The 24159-nt window shown below is 68.9% G+C and carries 26 protein-coding genes; 4 read left to right on the top strand and 22 right to left on the bottom strand.

Annotated elements, in window-relative coordinates; translation table 11 throughout:
• Positions 1-54: 54 nt before the first annotated feature.
• Positions 55-681 (bottom strand): carbonic anhydrase, encoded by a 627-nt coding sequence (locus Q5696_RS03030; protein WP_305093755.1) that lies wholly within the window; start codon positions 679-681, stop codon positions 55-57.
• Between the two features lie 91 nt (positions 682-772).
• Between Q5696_RS03030 and Q5696_RS03025 the strand changes: the two genes are divergently transcribed.
• Positions 773-1675 (top strand): HhH-GPD family protein, encoded by a 903-nt coding sequence (locus Q5696_RS03025; RefSeq protein ID WP_305093754.1) that lies wholly within the window; start codon positions 773-775, stop codon positions 1673-1675.
• Here Q5696_RS03025 and Q5696_RS03020 read toward each other — a convergent pair.
• Positions 1672-2460, bottom strand: a complete 789-nt coding sequence (locus Q5696_RS03020; protein ID WP_514131059.1) for an alpha/beta fold hydrolase — start codon at positions 2458-2460, stop codon at positions 1672-1674. The genes Q5696_RS03025 and Q5696_RS03020 overlap by 4 nt on opposite strands.
• Between Q5696_RS03020 and mhuD the strand changes: the two genes are divergently transcribed.
• A complete protein-coding gene (gene mhuD / locus Q5696_RS03015; protein WP_305093752.1) occupies positions 2459-2773 on the top strand; it encodes a mycobilin-forming heme oxygenase MhuD in 315 nt (104 codons plus the stop codon). The genes Q5696_RS03020 and mhuD overlap by 2 nt on opposite strands.
• 13 nt (positions 2774-2786) lie before the next feature.
• On the opposite strand, the gene Q5696_RS03010 is transcribed toward mhuD, so the two are convergent.
• The 5 genes from Q5696_RS03010 to Q5696_RS02990 all read right to left on the bottom strand — a co-directional run bounded on the left by Q5696_RS03010 (position 2787) and on the right by Q5696_RS02990 (position 7139).
• Complete coding sequence (locus tag Q5696_RS03010) at positions 2787-3524, bottom strand: DsbA family oxidoreductase (protein WP_305093751.1); 738 nt, start codon at positions 3522-3524, stop codon at positions 2787-2789.
• A 45-nt stretch (positions 3525-3569) separates the two neighbouring features.
• Positions 3570-4928 (bottom strand): long-chain fatty acid--CoA ligase, encoded by a 1359-nt coding sequence (locus tag Q5696_RS03005; RefSeq protein WP_305093750.1) that lies wholly within the window; start codon positions 4926-4928, stop codon positions 3570-3572.
• Positions 4929-5025: 97 nt separating this feature from the next.
• Positions 5026-5676 (bottom strand): response regulator, encoded by a 651-nt coding sequence (locus tag Q5696_RS03000; RefSeq protein ID WP_305093749.1) that lies wholly within the window; start codon positions 5674-5676, stop codon positions 5026-5028.
• Between the two features lie 43 nt (positions 5677-5719).
• Positions 5720-6442 (bottom strand): sensor histidine kinase, encoded by a 723-nt coding sequence (locus Q5696_RS02995; RefSeq protein WP_370654852.1) that lies wholly within the window; start codon positions 6440-6442, stop codon positions 5720-5722.
• Positions 6443-6704: 262 nt separating this feature from the next.
• Positions 6705-7139: an OsmC family protein gene (locus Q5696_RS02990; protein ID WP_305093748.1), complete on the bottom strand. Its 435-nt coding sequence runs from the start codon at positions 7137-7139 to the stop codon at positions 6705-6707.
• A gap of 120 nt (positions 7140-7259) precedes the next feature.
• Between Q5696_RS02990 and Q5696_RS02985 the strand changes: the two genes are divergently transcribed.
• The gene (locus tag Q5696_RS02985) at positions 7260-7868 is read left to right on the top strand and encodes a nucleoside/nucleotide kinase family protein (protein ID WP_305093747.1); all 609 of its coding nucleotides are present in this window, start codon (positions 7260-7262) and stop codon (positions 7866-7868) included.
• Here Q5696_RS02985 and Q5696_RS02980 read toward each other — a convergent pair.
• Positions 7804-8772 (bottom strand): helix-turn-helix transcriptional regulator, encoded by a 969-nt coding sequence (locus tag Q5696_RS02980; RefSeq protein ID WP_305093746.1) that lies wholly within the window; start codon positions 8770-8772, stop codon positions 7804-7806. The genes Q5696_RS02985 and Q5696_RS02980 overlap by 65 nt on opposite strands.
• Positions 8773-8868: 96 nt before the next feature.
• On the opposite strand from Q5696_RS02980, the gene Q5696_RS02975 reads away from it, so the two are divergent.
• The gene (locus Q5696_RS02975) at positions 8869-9468 is read left to right on the top strand and encodes a TIGR03086 family metal-binding protein (protein ID WP_305093745.1); all 600 of its coding nucleotides are present in this window, start codon (positions 8869-8871) and stop codon (positions 9466-9468) included.
• 90 nt (positions 9469-9558) lie between these two features.
• On the opposite strand, the gene Q5696_RS02970 is transcribed toward Q5696_RS02975, so the two are convergent.
• The 14 genes from Q5696_RS02970 to Q5696_RS02905 all read right to left on the bottom strand — a co-directional run bounded on the left by Q5696_RS02970 (position 9559) and on the right by Q5696_RS02905 (position 24154).
• On the bottom strand, positions 9559-12096 hold the full coding sequence (locus Q5696_RS02970) for an ATP-dependent Clp protease ATP-binding subunit (protein WP_305093744.1): 2538 nt from the start codon (positions 12094-12096) through the stop codon (positions 9559-9561).
• A 262-nt stretch (positions 12097-12358) separates the two neighbouring features.
• Positions 12359-13222: an RNA polymerase sigma-70 factor gene (locus tag Q5696_RS02965; RefSeq protein WP_305093743.1), complete on the bottom strand. Its 864-nt coding sequence runs from the start codon at positions 13220-13222 to the stop codon at positions 12359-12361.
• Positions 13219-13797: a carboxymuconolactone decarboxylase family protein gene (locus Q5696_RS02960; protein ID WP_305093742.1), complete on the bottom strand. Its 579-nt coding sequence runs from the start codon at positions 13795-13797 to the stop codon at positions 13219-13221. Before Q5696_RS02960 ends, Q5696_RS02965 begins: the two co-directional genes overlap by 4 nt.
• Positions 13798-13863: 66 nt before the next feature.
• On the bottom strand, positions 13864-15045 hold the full coding sequence (locus tag Q5696_RS02955) for an acyltransferase family protein (RefSeq protein WP_305093741.1): 1182 nt from the start codon (positions 15043-15045) through the stop codon (positions 13864-13866).
• Positions 15042-16799: a hypothetical protein gene (locus Q5696_RS02950; RefSeq protein ID WP_305093740.1), complete on the bottom strand. Its 1758-nt coding sequence runs from the start codon at positions 16797-16799 to the stop codon at positions 15042-15044. Before Q5696_RS02950 ends, Q5696_RS02955 begins: the two co-directional genes overlap by 4 nt.
• A gap of 30 nt (positions 16800-16829) precedes the next feature.
• Entirely contained in the window at positions 16830-17771 is a 942-nt protein-coding gene (locus Q5696_RS02945; RefSeq protein WP_514131066.1) for an esterase/lipase family protein, read from the bottom strand.
• A gap of 80 nt (positions 17772-17851) precedes the next feature.
• On the bottom strand, positions 17852-18205 hold the full coding sequence (locus Q5696_RS02940) for a histone-like nucleoid-structuring protein Lsr2 (protein WP_305093739.1): 354 nt from the start codon (positions 18203-18205) through the stop codon (positions 17852-17854).
• Positions 18206-18335: 130 nt separating this feature from the next.
• Positions 18336-19847 carry a lysine--tRNA ligase gene (lysS, locus tag Q5696_RS02935; RefSeq protein WP_305093738.1) on the bottom strand — a complete coding sequence of 504 codons (1512 nt, stop codon included), beginning with the start codon at positions 19845-19847 and terminating at the stop codon, positions 18336-18338.
• Positions 19848-19934: 87 nt separating this feature from the next.
• On the bottom strand, positions 19935-20348 hold the full coding sequence (locus Q5696_RS02930; protein ID WP_305093737.1) for a rhodanese-like domain-containing protein: 414 nt from the start codon (positions 20346-20348) through the stop codon (positions 19935-19937).
• Positions 20345-20881 carry a cupin domain-containing protein gene (locus tag Q5696_RS02925; protein WP_305093736.1) on the bottom strand — a complete coding sequence of 179 codons (537 nt, stop codon included), beginning with the start codon at positions 20879-20881 and terminating at the stop codon, positions 20345-20347. Before Q5696_RS02925 ends, Q5696_RS02930 begins: the two co-directional genes overlap by 4 nt.
• A gap of 134 nt (positions 20882-21015) precedes the next feature.
• On the bottom strand, positions 21016-21828 hold the full coding sequence (locus Q5696_RS02920) for a type III pantothenate kinase (RefSeq protein WP_305093735.1): 813 nt from the start codon (positions 21826-21828) through the stop codon (positions 21016-21018).
• 3 nt (positions 21829-21831) lie between these two features.
• On the bottom strand, positions 21832-22254 hold the full coding sequence (gene panD / locus Q5696_RS02915; RefSeq protein ID WP_305093734.1) for an aspartate 1-decarboxylase: 423 nt from the start codon (positions 22252-22254) through the stop codon (positions 21832-21834).
• 32 nt (positions 22255-22286) lie between these two features.
• Positions 22287-23228, bottom strand: a complete 942-nt coding sequence (gene panC / locus Q5696_RS02910; protein WP_305093733.1) for a pantoate--beta-alanine ligase — start codon at positions 23226-23228, stop codon at positions 22287-22289.
• Positions 23225-24154, bottom strand: coding sequence for a Rossmann-like and DUF2520 domain-containing protein (locus Q5696_RS02905; protein WP_305093732.1), 930 nt, complete (start codon positions 24152-24154; stop codon positions 23225-23227). Before Q5696_RS02905 ends, panC begins: the two co-directional genes overlap by 4 nt.
• Positions 24155-24159: the final 5 nt, after the last annotated feature.

The following is a 24159-nucleotide window of genomic DNA, read 5'->3' as shown; positions in this document are numbered from 1 at the left end:
TGTCGTCCGGTGCGGGCGCGGGCGCACCCGCGTCCCGCACCGGGCGGACGGCTGTCAGTCGACCGTTTCGCCGATGTCGCCGATGGCGCCACGGAGCTTGATGCCACCGTCGGCCAGCTTGTAGGTGACACCGACGATGGCGCACTTTCCGGCGTCGACCGCGTCGGCGATGATGCGCGAGCGCTGCATCAGCAACTCCGCCGTCTCCATGACGTGGCGGCCCACGAACTCGTCGACCTCCGACACCCCGTCCAGCCGGGCCTTGAGGATCGACGGGGTCACCCGCTCGACGATGTCACGGATGAAACCACCCGGGATGTTGACGTTGTCGAGGGCGTCGAGAGTCGCCTTGACCGCGCCGCAACTGTCGTGGCCGAGCACGACGATCAGCGGAGTGTTCAGAAGTTCGACGCCGAACTCGATGGAACCGAGAGTCGTGCTGTCCACGACATGACCGGCGGTACGGACGACGAACGAGTCACCGAGGCCCTGGTCGAAGATGAGCTCGGCGGCGACACGGGAGTCACCACAACCGAAGATCACGGCCGTCGGGTGCTGGCCGTCGACCAGCTTCGCACGATCCTCGACTCCCTGGTTCGGATGGATCGGGGTACCGCTGACAAAGCGCTCGTTACCCTGTTTGAGGGCATTCCACGCAGAAATCGGATTCGAATTGGGCATGGGGCCCATTGTGCACCCGTGCAGGTCTTCCGAAACGGCCGGACCTGCAACATCCCCCCTGCGCGAACCGGCCCGGGGGACACGAGCAAGGATGGAAGTTTCAGTGCTGGCAAACCCGACGGTGGACGCGTCCGCCCTGCTGCGGTGGTACGACGACCAGGCCCGCGACCTGCCGTGGCGACGCGAGGGCGTGACCGCCTGGCACATCCTCATGAGCGAGATCATGCTGCAGCAGACACCGGTGGCCCGCGTCGCCCCGATCTGGGAGGAATGGGTGCGCCGCTGGCCCGTCCCGTCCGCGATGGCGGCGTCGAGCCAGGCCGACGTGCTGCGCGCATGGGGCAAGCTCGGCTACCCGCGGCGGGCCCTGCGCCTGCACGAATGCGCGGGTGTGCTGGCGTCCGAACACGGCGACGCCGTACCCGCCGACGTCGCCGTCCTGCTCGGCCTGCCCGGCATCGGTGACTACACCGCCCGTGCCGTCGCCTGCTTCGCCTACGATCAACGAGTCCCCGTGGTGGACACCAATGTTCGACGCGTCGTCGCCCGCGCCGTACACGGTCGCGCCGACCAGGGGAACCCGTCCGCCAAACGTGACATGGCCGACGTCGAAGCGCTGCTGCCCCGCGGTCGCGAACGCGCCGCCCGGTTCTCGGCGGCCCTGATGGAACTCGGCGCCACCGTGTGCACCGCCCGCACCCCGGACTGTGACGCGTGCCCCCTGCCACGCTGCACCTGGGTCGAGGCCGGTCGCCCCGCCTACACCGGCGAGCCCCGCAAGGTGCAGAAGTTCGCCGGCACCGACCGCCAGGTGCGCGGCAAACTCATGGACGTCCTGCGCGCCAGCACCCGCCCCGTCGAACGCGCCGAACTGGACCTGGTGTGGCTGCGCGATCCGGGCCAGCGGGACCGCGCCCTGGATTCGCTGCTCGTCGACGGACTCGTCGAACAGACCGACGACGGCCTGTTCGCCCTCGCCGGCGAAGGCTCCTAACGAAGCGACGTCAGGAACTCCTCGACAGCCTCCCGATACTGCTCGGGCTGATCGTCGTGCACGAGATGCCCCGCACGGCGCACCCACACGTAGCGGGCGTCGTGCCCCTCGAGCATCCGGCGCATCTGCCCCTCGGGCGTGATCGTGAACTCGCCCTCGATGAGCAGCGCCGGCGCCCGCACCGCGTCCCACTGCGCCCAGAAGTGCCGGGTGCCCCACTCCTCGGAGATGTCCCGGAACGTCGCGACGTCGCCGTGCAGATACCAGCCGTCGGGGCGGCGCTCGAACGAATCGAGGAAGTACCGTCCGGCGACCTCACCGAAATATTCGAGCACCGACTCCTCGGTGGGAAACGGCTGCGGCCACGCGGAAACCATTGCCGCCCAATCCTTCGCGGTCCGACCCCGGAAATCCGGCGCCATGTCCTCGAGGACCAGCGCCCGCACCCGATCCGGATACGCGGCCGCGAAACACCACGCGTGCAACGCCCCCATCGAATGCCCGATCACCGTCAGCGGCTCCGCGACATCCCCGAGCGCCGACGCCAGATCCTCGACGAACAGCTCCGTCGTCGGATCCCCGTCGATCGGACGCCCGTGACCGGCCGCGTCGAACGTGTAGACGTGCCCGTGTCCGCGCAGCCACGACACGTGCCGCGACCACGTCCGGGCACTGCCCATCAGCCCGTGCAGCAGCAGTATCGGCCGCCCCGTCCCACCCTCGTCGTGCAACACGGCACCGACGGTAACCCACCGCCGAGCGCGCCGGAGTACCGTCGCGCCCATGGCAGTCGTGAAGATCAACGCAATCGAGATCCCCGAGGGCGCCGGCCCCGAACTGGAGAAGCGGTTCGCCGCCCGAGCCGGCGCGGTCGAGAACTCCCCCGGTTTCCTCGGATTCCAGTTGCTGCGTCCGGTCGCGGGCGAGAACCGCTACTTCGTGGTGACGCAATGGGAGACCGAGGACGCCTTCGTCGCGTGGCGGGACGGCGACGCCCGCGCCGCGCATGCCGGCGAGCGCGCCAAACCGGTCGCGACCGGCGCGTCCCTGCTGGAGTTCGAAGTCGTCCTCGACGTGCCGGCGAAGCCCGAATCCTGATCCCCCGTACCCGCTAGATCGCGCACCCGTCGTCGCTGCAGCCCTCGGCCGTCCCGCCGGGGGCTGCGTCGTCGTCACCGTCGTTCCGTTCGAGCGCCCGACGCAACAGTTCCGTGAACACCGAGGTCGGCTGCGCCCCCGAGACCGCGAGCTGCCGGTTCGCGACGAAGAACGGCACCCCCGTCACCCCGAGCCGGCGTGCCTCCTCGAGATCGGCCCGCACCAGATCCGCGGCGACGTCACTGCCCAGCGCCGCACGCACCTCGTCGACGTCCAGTCCGGCCTCGGCTGCGATCTCGACGAGCACGGCACGGTCGTCGATCACACGCCCGTCGGTGAAGTGAGCCCGGAACAGCGCCTCGAGCACCGCGTCCCGCCGCTCCCCGGCCAGATGCAGAAGCCGGTGCGCGTCGAACGTGTTGGCCGCGATCACCGTGTCGAAGTCCAGCACCAGACCGTCCGCCGCGCCCGTCGCCGCGACGTGCGCGAACATGCCGCGCACCTGATCGGCCGGCATCCCCTTCTGCTCGACGAGCGCCTCGAGTTCCCCGCGTCGCGCACCGACCGGGGTGTCCGGCGCCAGCTGGTACGACCGCCACACCACCTCGATCCGGTCCCGGCCGGGAAACGCGTCGAGCGCCGCCGCGAAGCGCCGCTTCCCGATGTAGCACCACGGGCAGGCGACGTCGGACCACACCTCGATCGTCGCGGTGGGGCGGACAGGGTTGTTCTCGTTGCTCTCTATCGACACAGAACATTCGAACGCGCGACGGCAGCCGGTTGTTCCGCAGCCCGGTCAGCCGTCGCCGCCGTGCCCGAGCCGCCCCACATAGCGCAGATACGCGCCCTCCGGCCCGTCGATCTCGAACACCTCCCCCGTCGCGAAGAGGCCGTCGGCATCGAACGGGTCCCCGTCCCGTGCCGGATTCAGGTATCCCGAGAACACCGTCGGCCCCTGGACTCGCAGCTCCCCCGGCACACCGGGGACCTCGATCACGCCCTCACCGTCGAGACCGACCAGCACCACCTCCGTGCCGTTCGCATACCCGGTCCGCGGATACAGCACCGTCCGCTGCCCCAGCGGAGCACCCGGATCCGAACGCAGCACCACGCCCTCGACCGTGCCGAAGTAGTCGACCAACTCGATGCCGTGCCGGTCCTGCCACCGGCGGGCCGTCTCCGGGGACAACGGCCCGGCCCCGATCGCGATACGGGTGAGCGTCGACAGATCCGGCTGCCGCGCCTCGAGTTCCGGCAGCAGCGACGGCCGGGCCGCCGTATAGGTGACCTTCTCGTCCGCGACCCGGGACGCGAACGCGGCGGCGTCGGACGGCTCGTGCTGCACCAGCACACATCCCGCGACCAGCCAGGGCAGCAGAGTTCCGGTGATCCCCGTCGCCGTCGACGACGGCACCGGGTTGAGCATCACGTCACCGGGCTCCAGTCGTGCATCGGCGACGACGGACCGTGCGAGAGCAAGAGATTCACAGTGCGCGTGCGGCACCCCCTTCGGCCGGCCACCGGTCCCGGCCGTCCAGCAGATCGAGATGCAGTCGTCGGGGGCTGGGGCGAGAGTCGCCGCGTACGCCGCCACCTCGTCGTGGCAATGCAGCGACGGGCCACCCATCGCCACTACGCCGTCCGGCAGCCCGTCGCCGTACGCGAGGACCACCTGCAGGGTCGGGATCCGGGAGCGCACCGCCAGCATCCGGTCCGCAACCCGATCCGCGCCGACCCGGGTGGCGGTGACGTAGGCGCCGACGCACGCCTCGTTGCACGCGTCGACGATCTGCTCCGCATCCGCCGACACCGACAGCGGCGTCACGATCGCACCGAGCCGCCACACCGCCAGGAACACCACGACCTGCTCCACCGTGTTCGGCAGTTGCACGGCGACGACGTCGCCGGCCCGAATTCCGGACGCCATGAGCGTCGCGGCCGCAGCGTCCACCTCGGCATCCAGTTCGCGCCACGTCAGGCGCATCGGCAGACGGTCGACGAGGCCGGTCTTGTCCGCCGGGTCGGCCACCGCGAGGTGGGCACCGCGTTCCCGGACCCGGTCGGCGAACACCCCCTGGATCGTGTCCGACGTCCACGCTCCCGCGGTCGTGTACCCGGTGACACGGCTGTGCGGATGAATCTTCAGGCTCCCCATACGCCGTCCTCCTGCCGATCGGCCGGGCGGACACCACCGCCGACCGAGATGTGATCTATGTCACCATATGTACCACGGTGCAGTGGACGGTTGCACCTCAGTCCACCAGACCGGCTCGGAACGCCAGGAGCGCCGCCTCCACCCGGTTGCGCGCACCGAGCTTCCCGAAGATCGCCGACACGTGCGACTTCACCGTCGTCTCGCTCAGGTACAACCGCTTGCCGATCTCCGCGTTGGATTCACCCGATGCGAGCACCACCAGCACATCCCGCTCACGATCGGTCAGGCACCCCAGATCCGGACCCGCCCGGCGCGGACCGGACACCGCAGCGACGATGCGGCGCAACGACTCTCGGCTGAACAACGTGTTACCCGTCGCGACCGCCCGCACCGACTGGTGGAACGTTCCCGGAGACGCATCCTTGCTCAGGAAACTGTGGGCCCCCGCCTCGACCGACCGAACCACCAGATCGTCGACGTCCATCGACGTCATGGTCACCACCCGCGGCGGATTCGGCCGCCGCATCAGTTCCTGCGTGGCCTCGAGGCCACCGACCCGGCGCATCTTCAGATCCATCAACACCACCCGCGGGCGGCACCGCTCGACAGCCTCCGGCACCTCGTCTCCGTCGGCGGCGTCACCCGCGACCACGATGTCCGGGACAGGACGGAAGATGTCGGCGAGGCCACGCCGGACGAACGGATCATCGTCGACGATCAACACGGAAATCGCACCGGGATTTGTCATAGTGCGGACAGGATATGTTCCGGCACCGACACATTCGCCCGTCTCAGCCCGACCAGGGGACCCAGCAGCTCACGACGAACCCGTCACCCACCGGACCCGCCTCGAGGGTGCCGCCCACCTCACGCGCCTGTTCCGTCAACCCCTGTAACCCCGTCCGGGAGCCGACATCGAACCGGCTGGGCTCGGCGCTGAGCGCGTTCCGCACATCGACACGGATGCCACACTCCGGCGCACCCCGCACCACGACGGCGACCACCTGATCGTGCGCGTACTTCTGGGCATTGGTGAGCGCCTCCTGCACCACCCGGAAACAGACGTGCCCGGCCAGCGTCCCCACATCGCCGGGGGCGAGATCCGTCGTGAGCGTGCAGTGCAGTCCCGCCGCCCGAGCCGACTGCGTCAACTCCGGGACCGCATCGATCCCCTGGTGCCCCACCCGGTCCCGGCCGCCCACAGTTCCCCGCAGCACCCCCACGATGCTCTTCAACTCGTCCAGCGCCTCGTGCGCGGCCGCCCGGATCTGTGCCGCCGAGTTCGCCACCTTCTCCGCCGACTCGCCGGCGTTGACCTGCAATGCACTCGCGAACAACGAGATACGACTCAGGCCCGCCGCGAGCGTGTCGTGCATGTCGCGCGCGATCCGGGCCCGCTCCTCGGCCCGCACCATCTCGTCACGCAGCACACCACGCGTGCGGGCGAGAAACGCGAGCGCCACCACCACCCCCAGCAGGACCGCGGCCACCGACCACGGAACCAAGAGCGCCACGTCGTACTGCTCCGACACGCCCCCCTCGGGCTTCTGTACGCGGATCGTGAGAACCGTCCCCTCCGTCGACGAATGGCCCCGCCGACCCCGCAGCGTGAACCCGATACGGATGCACCGTACGCACGGACACCGACAAGTCGGGATCCGTCGAACGCAGGATCCGTCGGCCGATCGGAGGAGGAACCTGGGGGACGACCCGAACGAAAGACGAGACGTCGTCCCCCGGACGGAGGACGACGTCTCGTCACAGACGCGGCGACGGTCAGTCGAGGGCGGCGTCCAAGGTGATCGGGACACCGGTCAGGGCCTTGCTCACCGGGCACGATTCCTTCGCGGCCTGCGCGACGCGCGCGAACCCGGCCGCGTCCAGACCGTCGACCTCACCGCGCACGGTGAGCACGATCCCCGTCAGCTTGAACCCCGGATCGTCCGGACCGAGCGAGACGTCGGCGCGCACCTCGAGGCTCTGCGGAGTGCCACCGGCCTCGGCGATGAGTGCCGACAACTGCATCGCGAAACACGACGAATGCGCGGCCGCGATCATCTCCTCCGGACTGGTGGTGCCGCCCGCGTCGTCGGCCGCGCGCTTCGGGAACGACACCTCGTACGTGCCCACCCCGGAACTGGTGAATTCGACCTGGCCCGAACCTTGTTCGAGTGTCCCGTTCCACGCGGTGCGTGCGGTACGTGTCGGCATGACGTCATCCTCCTCGCGATAGCGGACGGTTCCGGTCTCGACCGTACGCGGAAAGCCTCCCGACCGGGGTCCGACCGACCGTGACATCCTGGCCGAGGACCCGATACAGAAGGACCGACCATGACCGCCGCCCGGATCGTCGCACTCGCGCACGCTGCACACCGGCAGCGTCCCGGACACGGCGGGCACGGACCGATCCTGATCGGTATCGACGGCCCCTCCGGGAGCGGAAAGTCGACCCTCGCCGACCGAGTCGCCGCGGCACTCGACGACGCACCGATCGTCCGGATGGACGACCTGTACCCGGGCTGGGACGGACTGGCGGCGGCGGTGCCGATTCTCGTCCGACGGGTACTCGCCCCCGCCGGACGCGGCCGGAGCCCACGGTATCGGCGCTACGACTGGCATCGCGGCGACTACGCCGAGTGGCGGGCGGTCCGCCGCCACCGCTACCTGATCGTCGAGGGCGCCGGATCGACCTGCGGTCCCGCACGCCGGCACTACGCGGTGCGAGTGTTCGTCGACGCCCCGGCCGGCGAGCGGATGCGCCGCGCCCTGCAACGCGACGGGGACATGTTCCGGCCGTACTGGGACCGCTGGGCCCGGCAGGAGGACGCACTGTTCGGTCCGGACCGCACCCGGCGCGCCGCCCACGTCACGGTGGTCACGGGTTCGGTGCCGGTCGGCCGGACCGGTGCCGGTCGGCCATGCCCGCCGCCTGGAGCCTGATCGTTTCGCGCAGGCCCTCGGGCCCGAGGAGTTCGGCGTCCGCGCCGAGCATCCACAGCACGCTCCCCGCGTGCGCGGCGTCGCCGAACTCGACCTCCGCCGTGATCCACCCGTCCACCGGCGTCTCGGCGACGGTGGCGACCACCGCGCCGAGCAGGTCGTCCCGCCGCTCGGCGCGCACCCGGACGGTGGCCGTCACGGATTCGTGCAGCGCACGGAACTCCGCCCGCCGCCGGTCCCAGATCCCGGCCAGGTCGACGACAGGTGCGCGCCGCGCCGACTCCTCGAGCGCGCGGACGTCCTCGATGCGGGACAGTCGGTACGTGCGCTCGGCGCCGCGGTGCGTCGCCACCAGATACCAGCGACCAGCCGCGTTGACCAGGCCGATCGGATCCACTGTGCGCCATCGTGATTCGCAACCTCGGGCGGCGTACCGGATCCGTAGCCGGAGCCCCTCGAACACCACCTGCTGGATCAGCCCGAGATGCTCGTCGCGGGTGGGATCGGTGAGCCAACCACCCTGGCGCACGAGCACCCGTTCCGCGATCCGGGTGGCGGCCGTGCGGTGGGTGTCGGGCATCGCGGCCACCACCTTCCGCATCGCGGACGCGAAAGCCGGTGCCATCCCCAGCGACTCGGAGGTGGACGCGACGCCCGCCGTGAGCAGTGCCTTCGCCTCGCCCACCGTCAGTCCGGTGAGATCGGTGGTGAACCCGGGCAGCAGGGCGAACCCGCCGTAGCGGCCGCGTTCGGCGTAGACGGGAATCCCGGCCGCCGACAGCGCCTCAACATCGCGGAGCACCGTGCGCGGGGACACCTCCAACTCGCGGGCGAGTGCCGTCGCGGACATCCGACCCCGGTTTCGCAGCAACAACATCAGGGAGAGCAGGCGGTCGGCACGCATTGCCGCAGTCTCCCAGAAATACATGACAGAGGATGTCGTGATTAGCGGCGAGAGTGGGCCCGGTCCGCACACGTGCACTCGAACGAAAGGCCCACGATGACCGACATCACCGACCCCCGGCCCCTGTACCGCGACGCCCTGGCCTGGGTGGCCACCCTGATGGGCGAGGTGCGACCGGATCAACTGACGCAGCCGACGCCGTGCGACGAATTCGACGTCGCGACCCTGATGGGTCACCTGGTCGCCACCGTCGACCGGGCGCGCGTCATCGGCGCGGGCGGCGACCCGGCCTCGGTGCCGCTGGTCGCGACCGCCGCCGGCGACGACGGTGACTGGACCGCCGCGTACCGGGCGGCCGGCGAGAAGATGTGGGTGGTCTGGGACGACGACGCCCTGCTCGCCGCCATCGTCACCGCGCCGTGGGGCCGGGTTCCCGGGCAAGCCGCGATCTGGGGCTACCTGAACGAGACGCTGGTCCACGGCTGGGACCTGGCCGTGGCGACGGGGCAGCCGGCCGAGGCCGACCCCGCACTCGTCGAAGCGGCACTGGCGGTGGCCCGCCGCGCGATCCCGGCCAGCCCCCGCGGCGGGCACGTCCCGTTCGGCGCGGTGATCGAACCGGCCGCGGGAGCGGGCCCTACCGAACGCCTGGCCAACTGGTCCGGCCGCGCCGACCGTCCGGTGATCGCCGCCTGAGACGCGTCGCGTCACCCCCCCCCGAACAGACGAAGAGATCGTCGGCGGCAATGCCACCGACGATCTCTTCGCTTCAGCTTCCGGCGCAAATTACTCCGCGTCCGCCGCCCCCGACTTCGCCAGATCGATCGGAACCTCGTCCGGCACGGTCACCGGCTTGTCCTCGCCACGGAACGTGAACTTCGCGTCCTCGCCGGCACCCTCGCCGTCCCAGCCCTCGACGTCCACGTGGACGATCTGACCGGGCGTGAGCTCGTTGAAGAGGATCTTCTCCGACAGCTGGTCCTCGATCTCGCGCTGGATGGTGCGACGCAGCGGCCGCGCACCCAGGACGGGATCGAAGCCGCGCTTGGCGAGCAGCGACTTGGCCCGCTCGGACAGGTCGATCGCCATGTCCTTGTTCTTCAGCTGCGTCGCGACACGGCCGATCATCAGGTCCACCATCTGGATGATCTCGTCCTGAGACAGCTGGTGGAAGACGATGATGTCGTCGATGCGGTTGAGGAACTCGGGGCGGAAGTGCTTCTTGAGCTCGTCGTTGACCTTGAGCTTCATGCGCTCGTAGTTCGACTCGCTGCCCGTCCCGGCCGAGAAGCCCAGACCCACGGCCTTCGAGATGTCCGAGGTACCGAGGTTCGAGGTGAAGATCAGCACGGTGTTCTTGAAGTCGACCGTGCGGCCCTGGCCGTCGGTGAGACGGCCGTCCTCGAGCACCTGCAGGAGGGTGTTGTAGATCTCCTGGTGTGCCTTCTCGATCTCGTCGAACAGGACCACGGAGAACGGCTTGCGGCGCACCTTCTCGGTGAGCTGGCCGCCCTCCTCGTAGCCGACGTAGCCGGGAGGCGCACCGAACAGCCGCGACGCGGTGAACCGGTCGTGGAACTCGCCCATGTCGATCTGGATGAGCGCATCGTCCTCGCCGAACAGGAAGTTCGCGAGCGCCTTGGACAGCTCGGTCTTACCGACACCGGACGGGCCGGCGAAGATGAACGAGCCGGACGGACGCTTCGGGTCCTTCAGGCCGGCGCGGGTGCGACGGATCGCCTTCGAGACCGCCTTGACGGCGTCCTCCTGGCCGATGATCCGCTTGTGCAGCTCCTCCTCCATACGGAGCAGACGCGTGGTCTCCTCCTCGGTGAGCTTGAAGACCGGGATACCGGTCCAGTTGCCCAGCACCTCGGCGATCTGCTCGTCGTCGACCTCGGCAATGACGTCCAGATCCCCGGAACGCCACTGCTTCTCCCGCTCGGCACGCTGTGCGACGAGGGTCTTCTCCTTGTCACGCAGGTTCGCGGCCTTCTCGAAGTCCTGCGCGTCGATCGCGGACTCCTTCTCGCGGCGGGCGTCCGCGATCTTGTCGTCGAACTCGCGCAGGTCCGGCGGAGCGGTCATCCGGCGGATACGCATTCGGGCACCGGCCTCGTCGATGAGGTCGATGGCCTTGTCCGGCAGGAAGCGGTCGTTGATGTACCGGTCGGCCAGGGTGGCCGCCGCGACCAGCGCGCCGTCGGTGATCGAGACACGGTGGTGCGCCTCGTAGCGGTCGCGCAGCCCCTTGAGGATCTCGATGGTGTGCTCGACCGTCGGCTCGCCGACCTGCACCGGCTGGAAGCGGCGCTCGAGTGCGGCGTCCTTCTCGATGTACTTGCGGTACTCGTCGAGCGTGGTGGCACCGATGGTCTGCAGCTCACCACGGGCCAGCTTCGGCTTGAGGATCGAGGCAGCGTCGATCGCACCCTCGGCCGCGCCCGCGCCGACCAGCGTGTGCAGCTCGTCGATGAACAGGATGATGTCGCCGCGGGTGTTGATCTCCTTGAGGACCTTCTTCAGGCGCTCCTCGAAATCACCGCGGTAGCGGCTGCCGGCGACCAGCGACCCCAGGTCCAGGGTGTAGAGCTGCTTGTCCTTGAGGGTCTCGGGCACCTCACCGTTGACGATGGCCTGCGCGAGGCCCTCGACGACGGCGGTCTTGCCGACACCCGGCTCACCGATGAGAACAGGGTTGTTCTTGGTGCGGCGGGACAGGACCTGCATGACCCGCTCGATCTCCTTCGAGCGGCCGATGACCGGATCGAGCTTGCCCTCGAGAGCGGCCTGGGTGAGGTTGCGGCCGAACTGGTCGAGGACCAGCGACGTCGACGGGGTGCCCGCCTCGCCGCGGCTCGCGCCCGCCTCCGCCGGCTCCTTGCCCTGGTAGCCCGACAGCAGCTGGATGACCTGCTGCCGAACCCGGTTGAGGTCGGCACCCAGCTTGACCAGGACCTGGGCGGCGACGCCCTCGCCCTCACGGATCAGGCCGAGCAGGATGTGCTCGGTGCCGATGTAGTTGTGTCCGAGCTGCAGCGCCTCGCGGAGGCTGAGCTCGAGGACCTTCTTGGCACGGGGAGTGAAAGGAATGTGACCGGACGGGGCCTGCTGGCCCTGGCCGATGATCTCCTCGACCTGGCTGCGGACACCTTCGAGGGAGATACCCAACGACTCCAGCGACTTCGCCGCCACACCCTCGCCCTCATGGATGAGGCCGAGCAGGATGTGTTCCGTGCCGATGTAGTTGTGGTTGAGCATCCTGGCTTCTTCTTGAGCCAGGACGACGACGCGCCGCGCGCGATCGGTGAACCTCTCGAACATCGCTCTCCCTCACATTTTCCAACGGTCCCGGTACGAGCATCGCGTCCCGCGATCTCGTGCCTTTCCGCTGCGTCTCGCTCCGGCACAACAGGCTGACGGCCTCCGGAACCGAAGGTTCCACGACCCCACTTCACACTCTAGTGGGCGCCCTTCCCGGCCGCCGCTCCTCCACCCGTCGAAATCGCGGAGTCGACCTGCACTGATGGTGCAACGCCGCAGGTCGTCGAAACGTTTCCCGACCGCTGTACGCCTGAAGCGAACATCACCGGCGCAGTTCCGCCGTCTTGTCCATCGAACCCAGTTTGTGCGGGTTACGGATGGCATAGACCCGGGTGATCCGACCGTCGTCGACCGCCACACTCACCGCGGTGGGCTCGTCCCCGACGTCGATCCGGAAACCCGGCATACCGTTGAAGCAGACGGGTCGTGTGACGAAGTCCGGGAGCTTGGCCGCGCGGGCCAGGAAGATCGCCACGCGCCGGGCCCCGACGATCGGCCTCGGCACTGCAGTCGCGATGCCCCCACCGTCGGCGATCACCACCACGTCGGGTGCGAGGACCTCCACCAGCGCCTCCACGTCACCGGTGGAGACGGCGGCCAGGAACTTCTCGACCGCCGCTTCCTGTTGGCTGCGGTCCACCTGCATCCGGGGCCGACGGGAGTCGACGTGCTCGCGGGCGCGGTGGCCGATCTGCCGGACCGCAGCCGGCGTCTTGCCCACCGCCTCGGCGATCTCCTTGTACGGCGTCTCGAACACCTCGTGCAACACGAAGACCGCCCGCTCGATCGGGCCGAGGGTCTCGAGCACTGTGAGCATCGCGATCGACACGTTCTCGGCGAGTTCGACGTCGTCGGCGATGTCGGGCGTGGTGAGCAGCGGTTCGGGCAGCCACTCCCCGACATAGTCCTCCCGACGGCGCGACAGCGACCGGAGCCGGTTCAGTGCCTGCCGGGTGACGATGCGGACCAGATAGGCCCGCGGCTCGCGGACCTCACTCCGATCGACGTCGGCCCACCGCAGCCAGGTCTCCTGCACGACGTCCTCCGCGTCGGCGGCCGAGCCGAGCATCTCGTAGGCGACCGTGAAGAGCAGGCTACGGTGTGCGACGAACGGGTCGTCGGTCATGTCGTCGAGCGTACGGCGAGCGGCTCCAGACCACACGACGCCGAGAACTCCTGCGATTCGACTCCGAGTGCGGTGTTGGTGCGGGTCATGAGGTTCGAGACCGCGACGAACGCGGTCAGTTCCACGAGCGCAGCCGGGCCGAGCGCGTCGAGCAGTCGGGCCGACAGCTCGTCGGTGACCGTCGGAGGGGTCGCCGTCATCGCTTCGGCGTACTCCATGACATCCCGCTCGAGCGGGGTGAAGACGTCCGACTCGCGCCAGCGCGGCACCTCACGGGCCTTGGCCAGGTCGAGTCCCTCGTTGTGCGCCTGGAAGTAGCCGAAGTCCAGGCAGAAGCTGCAGCCGACCAGGCTCGCGACCGCCATGTGGGCGAACGACTTCAGATTCTCGTCACACTTGTCCCATTTCTGAACCTTGCGTCCGACGGTGAAGCTGAAGTTCAGCACCTTCCGGTTGTGCCACGTCACGGCGACCGGGTCGGCCACGTCGCCGAGCATCTTGCGCGACATTCGCTTCACCACCGCGGCGTAGACGCCGGTCATCTCGGCCTTCGGGATTCGGGTGTTGCCGGTCATGATTCCTCCTCCGGTTGTGTGTTCTCGACATGGAGACACCGCCGGTGGAGCGGATGTGACACCCGGTCAGTCGACCCGGCTGGGCGCAGGCACCGCGGCGGCGGCGTCGCGCCGGACGATCGTCACCGTGTGCCGCTCGATGCGGGGACGACCGGGCAGCACTCGTTCCAGCATCCGATGCAGCGCCCACGCGACCGGGATCGAGAACACCGTGGTGACGACGAAGACGCCGACCGTCGAACCCTGGAACGTGCGATAGCCGAGCAGGTCGAGAACGAACGCCATCACCACCAGATGCACGAGGAACAGCTCGTACGAGATCTCCCCCAGCCACACCATCGGCGCCGACGCACACAATCGCCCGAACGGGCCCGGCCGGTCGCCGATCACGAGGGGCGCCATGAGCGACATCGCGAACAGCAGGAACAGCATCGACTTCACGACCGCGGCCGTCGCATCCGACGGCACGATCGTCGCCTCCCCCGCGAGCGGCGTGCACGCGAGCAGCAGAAAGTACAGCGCGAGCAGACCGGTCGCGTACGGGTTGCAGCGCCGCAGCGTCACCGACGCCACCGCCAGCAACATGCCACCCGCGAACCACGCCACGAACCCCGGCAGCCACAGCCGGGCGGTGAACGTGATGTCGGTGTGATGGGTGATCAGCGTCCACAGCGGCGTGATCGCGACGACGGCGAGCAGTGCCACCGTGAGCCGGATCGGATGCCACCGCCGCCGGCACACCCCCACCACCAGCACCCAGCCGAGTACCGGCAGCAGCAGATAGAACGTGGCCTCCACCGCGAGACTCCAGGTCTGGGTGAGACCGTCGTGCAGATGCCCGGGACCGTAGATCTGGGTCAGCGTCATGTTCCGCCAGAATCCGGACCAGCCGCGGCCCGTCTCCCCGGCATCGTCGCGGAACAGATAGATCGCGTACGTTGCGGCGACCACGATCCAGTACGCCGGCAGGATCCTCCGGGCCCGGTGCCACAGGTACGTCCGGGTGGACGGCAACTCCCCGCCTCCCGCCGCGGCGACGAGCCACGGCCGGAACAGCAGGAACCCCGACAGCGCGAAGAAGATCGGCACCCCGATTTCGAGCCGGGACAGGGCCGTACCGGCGAGGTCGTCCGTGTAGCGGCCAGTCCAGAACGCGGCATGCGCGCCGACGACGAGCAGCGCCGCGACCGCGCGCAGGCCCGTCAGCGACCGGACGTACCCGCCCGTCCCCGGCGCCCCGAGGCTCACGGCGTCCCACCCTCGGCCGGGACCACGGACCCCACGGGACCGGCCCCGACGCACACCGCCAGCCCCGGAGTCCGGGCCCGCACCCGCACCGCGTCGCCCGCCCCGATCAACCGCACGAACACCTGGTTCAGCCCGGCCCGTACCGGCACCGTCACGGTGTCACCCCCCTTGTTCAACGACACCTCGACGTCGCCGTCGGTGCTCGCGAAATAGTTGAGGCCGGCCGTCCACTCCCACTCCAGCAGCGGACCGTCGAGCGGCAGCTCGACCGGGACGTCCTCGACGCGGTATCCGCAGCCCGGCACCGGCCCCTGACCGAGGTTCCGGGCCGGGGCGACCACGGCGGGCACCAGATGCCCGGTGTCGTCGAACAGTTGCAGCCGGTCCGTGGACCGCGCGAACTCGGGCCGCTCCCGCAGCGGCCCGAAGATCCGGCTCGTCGTGTTGTGCGGGTACGCGACCGGCAGCAGCACGTAGATCGACACCGACTGGTCGAGAACCGGCGTGTCCGGGTCCGCGGCCAGGGCCGCCCGGCCGTTCGCGAGATAGTCGACCGTCGGATTGTCGCGCCACCGCTCGGTGAACGTGACCGTCGACCACAGACTGCTCGCCACGAACACCACCACCACGGCCCCGACGAGCACCGGGCGCGGGCTCGGCAACGGCCGCACCTCGGGCCGGCGGGGAGCCCGCACGAGCAACGCCCAGCCGAGCACGATCACGACGGCACTGTCGGACACGTACCGCAACGTCTGCGCCAGTTCGTACGCGGTATCCGGTCCGGAGCGCGTCAGCACCATCGCCGCCTCCGACGCCGCAACGTAGCCGAGCATCGCCAGCCACACCCCGGCCGTGCGCTGCCGGTACCGCAGCGACCACACGACGGCGGCCGCGACGGCCACCCAGCCGAGCACGACGAGCACGAGGGGCGGCGTCGCCCACGGTGGGCTCGGCGGCCAGCGGTCCCACGACCACGGCCCGCCCAGCAGCGTCGGCACCAGCCCCAGCGACGTGCCGTGGTGCACGAGTCCCACGGTCTGTTCCGCCGACGGCAGCACCAGCCGGGACCGCGTGAAGAACAGGTAGGCGCCGGCCCACACCGCGACCACCGCCGCGAGCGGAATCCACAGCGACCGTCCCCGCGTCCACGCCGCCCGGATCGGCCGATCGACCCCGTCCACCCGGAACATCAACGCGACGACGACGAACGCCGTGACCGGCACCAGCACCGATTTTTCGAAGAATGCCAGCGATACCGCCGCGACCAACGCCCCCGACACCGCGAACCGGATCCGCCCGGTGCGGCACAGCCGGATCGCATCTCCCGCCACCCATGCCAGGCCGATCTGCATCGGCAGCGAATTCAGTCCGGCCGCCCACCATGCGAACGACGGCAACGTCAGCGGCACGAACAGGTAGAACGCCAGCGGCACCAGCACCACCGGCCGGTTACCGAGCAGCAGTCGCAGCACCCGCAGCACCGCGAGCGAGGCGAGTGCCTGCGCCGCGAGCAGTGTCACCGCCGGGACCGCCCAGTCCAGCGGCGCGATCGCCGTCGACAGCCACGCGACGAGGAACGCGGCCGGCATGAAGTGGCCGTCGTGGTCGTAGAACAGAAACTCCGCCGACAACGCCGGATAGTGTCCCGAACGGCTGATCAGGATCAGATCGTCCCAGTAGAAGTCACCCGTGAACACGACCCAGCCGCGAACGGCGAGTTGCAGCGCGACGAGCACCAGTGCTGCTGCGCGCACTCGCCACGTCCTCTCTCGACCTGCGGGGTGTCAGCCTCCCGTGATGGGTGCCACGAACTGGCACGGCACCGGCCTCGGATGCTCCGGGTCGAGCGCGTTCAGCACGTGTGCCGCAGCCACCGGTTCCGCCGCGATGGCCGCGTGCTCACCGTAGTCGGAGGCGCACCCGTCCTGCACGACGATGTTGGTGGCGTTGGGGACGTCGAGGTGGCCGCTGGTGAACGGCACGACCAGCTCGTCGTACCGGGTCATGATGTTGGTGTACGTGATCTGTGGTGCGGCGAGACCCCCGGCCCGCAGGTCCGTCATGAAATCGGAGCCGGTCACCATCTGCGGGCAGGCCGCGCACAGGGCGGCGAGCCCGTCGTCGACGAGCGAGCCTGCGCCGAGCCCCCGGACCGTGTCGATCAGTCCGGCGGCCCCGGCCGCGTTCGTTCCGTTCCACAGCGGCGCGAGCGACACGTACTTGTCGACCTTGTCGGCGCCGCCGAGTCGCTGCACGTAGTACGCCGGCATGAGCGTTCCCTGTGAATGCCCGATGAGATCGACCTTCTGCGCGCCCGTCGCCTGCAGCACACGGTCGACGAAATCACGCAACTGCGCTGCGCTCTCCTCGATCGGTTTCATTCCCCCGATCGCGGAAATCGGCCACGGCAGATCGTCGAATGCCCCGTAGGTGAGTGCGAAGACGCAATAGCCTTCGTTCGCGAGAAGCGGCGCGTACGTACCCCAATTGTCCTGGCGGTTCCCACCGGTCCCGTGCACGAGTACCACAGGATTCGGATGTTCGCGCGACGGCCGGCACGACCAGTCGTCGGCCCCGGGCGCGGACCCACCCGGATTGCCCAATTCCATCGGGATTCCCGCGAGGAAGTTATAGGAAACCGGGTGAGACTCCTGTGCCGAGGCCGGTGCCGTGACGCAAAGCAACGACAATATCGATACGGCCACGCCCACAATGAATCGCCTCAGCTGCACACCGCGGACGCTAGCAGCCCGCCTTTACAGCGTCTCGCATATCGTCAACATCGCCGTGTCGCGTCGGCCGGGGGTCAGTGTGCGTTGTTGTACGCCTCGGTGACCTCGGCGGAGATGCGGCCTCGCGACGACACCGTGTACCCGTTCCGACGTGCCCATTCCCGGATGGCGGCGCTCTGCTCGCGGTCCACGGTGCCACGCGCGTGCGACACCGACGCCGACGCCATCCCCTTGCCGCCACGACGACGATTGGTCACCTTGCGCGCATGCGACACCCACAGATCCAGTTGCTCGCGCAGCTTGGCCGCGTTCTCCGACGACAGGTCGATCTCGTACAGGACGCCGTCCAGCCCGAACTCGACTGTTTCATCGGCAGTAGCGTCCTGATCGACGTCGTCGATGAGTGTGACAGTGACCTTCTTTGCCATGGGGCCAATTCCCTTCCGAATGACGCGCCGTTTCCTGGACCGACCGGTTCCAGCCGCTAACTCGAAAGAGATACTACCTCCGAATCATCGACAATGATGACCCGGCAATATTTGTGAATGAAATGCCCGGTCAGCGCGTTGTGGGACGGACAATTGGGAACAGGATGGTTTCCCGGATTCCCAATCCGGTGAGAGCCATCAGCAGACGGTCGATTCCCATACCGGTACCCGTCGTCGGCGGCATGCCCTGCTCCATCGCGACGAGGAACTCCTCGTCGAGAACCATGGCCTCGTCGTCACCGGCCGACGCCAACCGCGCCTGATCGACGAAACGCTCCCGCTGGATGATCGGATCGACCAGCTCGGAATAGCCGGTCGCAAGTTCGAATCCGCGGACGTACAGATCCCACTTCTCCGTCACGCCGGGCAGCTCGCGGTGCTGACGCGTCAGCGGCGACGTCTCGACCGGGAAGTTCCGCACGAACGTGGGCGCGTACAGCTGATCGCCGCACTGGTGCTCCCACAGCTCCTCGACGAGCTTGCCGTGGCCGTAGCCCTTGTCCTTCGGAACCTCGAGACCCACCTTCGCGGCGAGCGCCAACAGCTCCTCGACCGTGGTGTCCGGGGTGACCTGGACGCCGATGGCCTCGGACAGCGACGGATACATGTCCATCGTCTTCCACTCGCCACCGAGGTCGTACTCGCTGCCGTCGGCGAGAGTGACGACCTGCGTGCCGAACGCGTTCTGCGCAACCTCCTGCACCAGCTCGCGAATCATCGTCGCCGAATCGTCGTACGTGCCGTACGCCTCGTACGTCTCGAGCATCGCGAACTCCGGCGAGTGCGTCGAGTCGACACCCTCGTTACGGAAGTTGCGGTTGATCTCGAAAACCTTCTCGATACCGCCGACAACGCAACGCTTGAGGAACAACTCCGGCGCGATACGCAGGAACAGGTCGATGTCGAGCGCATTCGAATGCGTCACGAACGGGCGCGCCGCCGCACCACCGTGCAGAGTCTGCAGCATCGGCGTCTCGACCTCGAGAAAACCACGGCGCTCGAGCGCGTTGCGCAGCTCACGCACCACCGCGACCCGCTTACGGGCCATGTCCCGGGCCTCCGGGCGCACGATGAGATCCGCGTACCGGTGCCGGACCCGGGACTCCTCGCTCATCTCCTTGTGCGCGACGGGCAGCGGGCGCAGCGACTTCGCCGCCATCTGCCACTCGTCGGCCATCACACTCAGCTCGCCGCGGCGGGAACTGATCACCTCACCGTGCACGAACACGAAATCGCCGAGATCGACGTCGGCCTTCCACGCGGCCAGCGCATCCTCGCCGACGTTCGCGAGACTCAGCATGGCCTGCAACTGGGTGCCGTCACCCTCCTGCAACGTCGCGAAGCACAGCTTGCCGGTGTTGCGAACGAAAATGACGCGGCCCGCGACACCGACGATGTCCCCGGTACTCGTGTCCGGCTCCAGCTCGGGGTACTTCGCACGGATCTCCGCGAGGGAATGAGTGCGCGGAACCGACACCGGGTACGGCTCCCGACCCTCGTCGAGCAGACGCTCTCGCTTCTCGCGGCGGATCCGGAGCTGCTCGGGGGTGTCGTCGACAGGCTGGGCAGGTGCTTCACTCACGGGAAACAAGACTATAGGGCCGCACCGCCACCGCGCTCCCCCGGTGGCGGGAACCACGTACCTCCGACGGCCACGGAAGCGGAGTGGTCAGTGCGCGGCGACCGTCGCCAGTTCGCGGACGCAGTGCCGCTGGCCGATCAGGACACCGAGCAGGCCGGCGGACTTCAGTGCCCGATAGCCGCCCGCGAGGTCGGTGGCCCGGTGCAGTCCGAGGCGGCGCAGCGCCGCGACCGTGGCACCGGACACCGCCCCGTCCGAGCTCACGATCACCCATTCGACGTCGTGGTCGACCGCGAGCGCCAGGCGTCCGGCACCGGCCGGGTCCACCCGCTGCTCGAGCACCCCGGCGTCGATCGCGAGCGCCCCGGGCAGGGTGCCCTCGACGACCCGCGCGGCCTGGGAGCGGATGTCGACGACGATCGCACCGCGGCGAACCGCCTCCCCGATCTCGAACACGGTCAGCCGGTCGACACGGGACGTCGGGAACGTAGTGGCGGTCATGCGAGGTCTCCTTCGGGCAGGTCGGCCAGTTCGGTGCGGGTGCGCCGCAGCGTCCCGGACTCGGTGACCTCGTAGTAGGACACGGTGGTGAGCGGCCGCGAGTACGCGTGCACGCTGAGAGTCGGTTCGTCGGTTCCGGCCGACACCCGGGCACGGACGACGTCGTACACCGACCCGGCCGGGAACGCCGTCTGATCACCGGGTTCGAGCGTGCGTCGACGCAGTTCGCTCTCGCTCCAACGGTATTCGTCCAGACCACCGGACAGCACCGTCAGTGCGCTGGAAGCTCCTGCGTGGCCGTGCAATTCGACGCTCCGGCCACGGGGGCGGCTGACCAGACGGACGTCGACGTCCGCGTCACTGCGCAGCCGAACCGACCACGGGTTCCGGACCGGGAACGCCGGCGGCAGCAGATGGTCGTAGCGGCCGTCGAGAACGTCCGACGCGAACTGGTCGGTGAGATGCAGAAGATCCGCCGGCCGCAGCCGAACGGGAAGGGACGCAGACGCGTCGACAGAAGATGCGGAACGCATGAGTCGAGACTCCAGGGAAGTGAAAAATGATCGAGGCAGCGGTCAGCCTCGACAACACTCCTGGGCACTCATGCAACGGAACACGTCGAACAGTGTGCCACACCCGAACCCGAAGCGGAACCCACGTCGAGTCGTCAGATCTCCGTGCGCCGGGTGCCGCGCCGGGCGAGGTTGCGTTCGTAGACGAGACGCAGACCTTCGAGGGTGAGGTCGGGTTCGTGGTGTTCGACGGTCGCGCATTCCGGCACGATCAGTGGCGCGCTCTCGCCGGTCGCGATGACGGAGACGTCGGAGCCTCCGAAGGCGGCGAGTTCGCGGCGGACGCGGCCGACGAGTCCGTCGACGAGTCCGGCGAATCCGAAGACGGCCCCGGCCTGCATGCATTCGACGGTGTTCTTGCCGACGACGGACCGGGGGCGCAGCAGTTCGATCTTCCGTAGTGCCGCCGACTGCGATGCCAGTGCATCCGTGGAGATTTCGAGTCCGGGTGCGATGGCACCGCCGAGGAATTCCCCCTTCGCGGACACGACGTCGACGCACGTCGACGTGCCGAAGTCGACGACGATGCACGGACCGTCGTAGAAGTGGTGTGCGGCAAGACTGTTGACGATCCGGTCGGCACCCACCTCCTTGGGGTTGTCGACCAGCAGGGGCACGCCGGTGCGTACACCGGGTTCCACGACGACGTGCGGCACGTGGTTCCAGTAGCGGCCGAGCATCACGCGGATCTCCCGCAGCACCGACGGCACCGTCGACAGCGCGGAGACGCCGGTGATCTGCTCGGCGTGGGCGCCGAGGAGGCCGCGGAACGTGAGCGCCAACTCGTCGGCGGTCATGCGCGCGTCGGTTCGCATGCGCCAGTCCTGCACCAGCTTCGAATGCGAACCGGTGCCGGTGAAAAGTCCGAGAACGATGTCGGTGTTCCGGACGTCGACGGTGAGGAGCACCGCCTACACCAGGTCGGCGAGCATCCGCGGCGTGATCAGACCGGACCCCTCGGGGGCGTGCGCCGGATCCGTGCCGAGCTCGATGGGCTTGTTGTCGCCGTCGACGAACACGACCCGCGGCGCGTACTCGCGGATCTCCGCCTCGTTCATGACGCCGTACGCGATGATGATGACGAGATCACCGGGGTTGACGAGATGCGCTGCAGCACCGTTGATTCCGATGACACCCGAGCCGCGCTCACCGGCGATCGCGTACGTCTCGAGGCGGGCGCCGTTGTCGATGTCGACGATCGTGACCTGCTCGCCCTCGAGCAGGTCGGCAGCATCGAGGAGGTCCTGGTCGATCGTCACCGAGCCGACGTAGTGGAGGTCGGCGTGGGTGACCGTGGCCCGATGAATCTTCGACTTCATCATGGTGCGCAACATGTCCGGTCCTTCGGTAGTGAGTTGAGAAGAGGTCAGAAGATGTCGGCGGCGGTGGGATCGCCTGCCTGCGTGTCACGTTCGAGGAACCCGGTTCCGACCGCGACACCGACGTTGTCGATCAGCCGGGTCGTGCCGATCCGGGCGGCGACGAGCAGTCGGCCGTCGCCCCGGACCGGGGCCGGACCGAGGTCCGCGCCGCGCACCTCGAGGTAGTCGACGTCGATCTCCGGCACGGTAGCGAGCACCTCACGCGCCGTCGCGACGATAGCGTCGGCGCCACCGGCCGCGGCGTGTGCACCGGCGACGAGCGCCGCGGACAACGTCGTGGCGAGCCTGCGATGTTCGGGGTCGAGGTAGCGGTTGCGTGACGACAGCGCCAGCCCGTCCTGCTCGCGCACGGTCGGCACACCGAAGATCCGGACGTCGAAGTTCAGGTCGACGACCATCTGCCGGATGAGCGTGAGCTGCTGGTAGTCCTTCTCCCCGAAGAACGCGACGTGCGGGGCGGCGATCTGCAGCAGCTTCGCGACGACGGTGAGCATGCCCGCGAAGTGCGTCGGCCGGCTCGCACCCTCGAGTTCGGCGCCGAGCGGGCCGGGCTGCACCGTGGTGCGGGGCCCGGCCGGGTACATCGCGGACGCGTTCGGCGCGAACACCAGCTCGACACCCGCCTCACGCAGCAGGTCGAGGTCGGCGTCGAGGGTGCGCGGGTAGGCGTCGAGGTCCTCGTTCGCCCCGAACTGGAGCGGGTTGACGAAGATCGACACGATCACCACGGCCCCGGACAGCTTGGCCTGCCGGACCAGTTCCAGGTGTCCGGCGTGCAGTGCACCCATCGTCGGCACGAGCGCGACCTGCCGTCCCACTCCGCGCAGCGCCTTCGACACGCGGGTCAGGATCGCCGGGTCGTGGTGCACGGTCAGTTCGCCGCGCTTGTATCCGCCCTGCAGTGCAGCAGCTCCGGTCACAGTCATCCTCGATCCTCGAGTACATCCATCAGTTCTTGCTTCGACCCCGTGCGCTGCGCGGTCCGCAACGACAGGGCCCGGTATCCGGCGGCCAACTGCGGGTCCACGTCCTCGAGCACGTCGAGGTGCCGGGCGACGGCGGCCGCGTCGCCGCGTGCGACGGGCCCGGTCAGCCCCGCCTGGCCGCGGCGCAGCGCATTGTCGAGGGCCGCGGACAGCAGGGGCCGCAGCACCCGTTCCGGGAGCCCGTTCGGGTCGTCGCCGACGAGCTCCTGCCCCAGGAGTTCCTGCCCCTCGAGGGCGACCCGCAGTGCCTCGACGGCATCGACGACGAGGGTCACCAGATGGTTGCTGCCGTGGGCGAGGGCGGCGTGGTAGAGCGTGCGCAGATCCTCGCGGACCCGGACCGGCTCACCACCGATCTCGAGGACCAGCGACTGGCCGATCGCATAGCCGATGTCGTCGGCGGCGGTGACGCCGAAGCACGCGTCCGACAGTCGGACGGTGTCCTCGGGGTGTCCGGTGAACGTCATCGCGGGATGGATCGCGAGCGGGACGATGCCCTGTTCGGTGAGCGGCGCGAGGATCCCGATGCCGTTGGCACCGGACGTGTGTACGACGATCGTGCCCGGACGCACCGAACCGGTCGCGGCGAGGCCCGTGATCAGGCCGGAAAGTTCGTCGTCGGGAACGGCGAGCACGAGCAGTTCGGCCCGGGCCGCGACATCGGGCACCGGCAGGATCTCGGCGTCCGGCAGCCGGGTCTGTGCCCGGTGCCGAGATGCGTCGGATACCGCGGAGCATGCGACGACCAGGTGGCCGACGCGTTCGAGCGCGGCTCCGATCGCTGTTCCGACTCGTCCCGCCGAGACGATGCCGACCGTCAATCGTGCGGGCGCGGGACCGTTGACGATCCCGAAAGAGGTCCCCAAGGAGG

Origin of the sequence: Prescottella sp. R16 (genome assembly GCF_030656875.1) — a bacterium.
GTDB lineage: Bacteria > Actinomycetota > Actinomycetes > Mycobacteriales > Mycobacteriaceae > Prescottella.
This window is presented reverse-complemented; position numbering and strand designations above follow the sequence as displayed.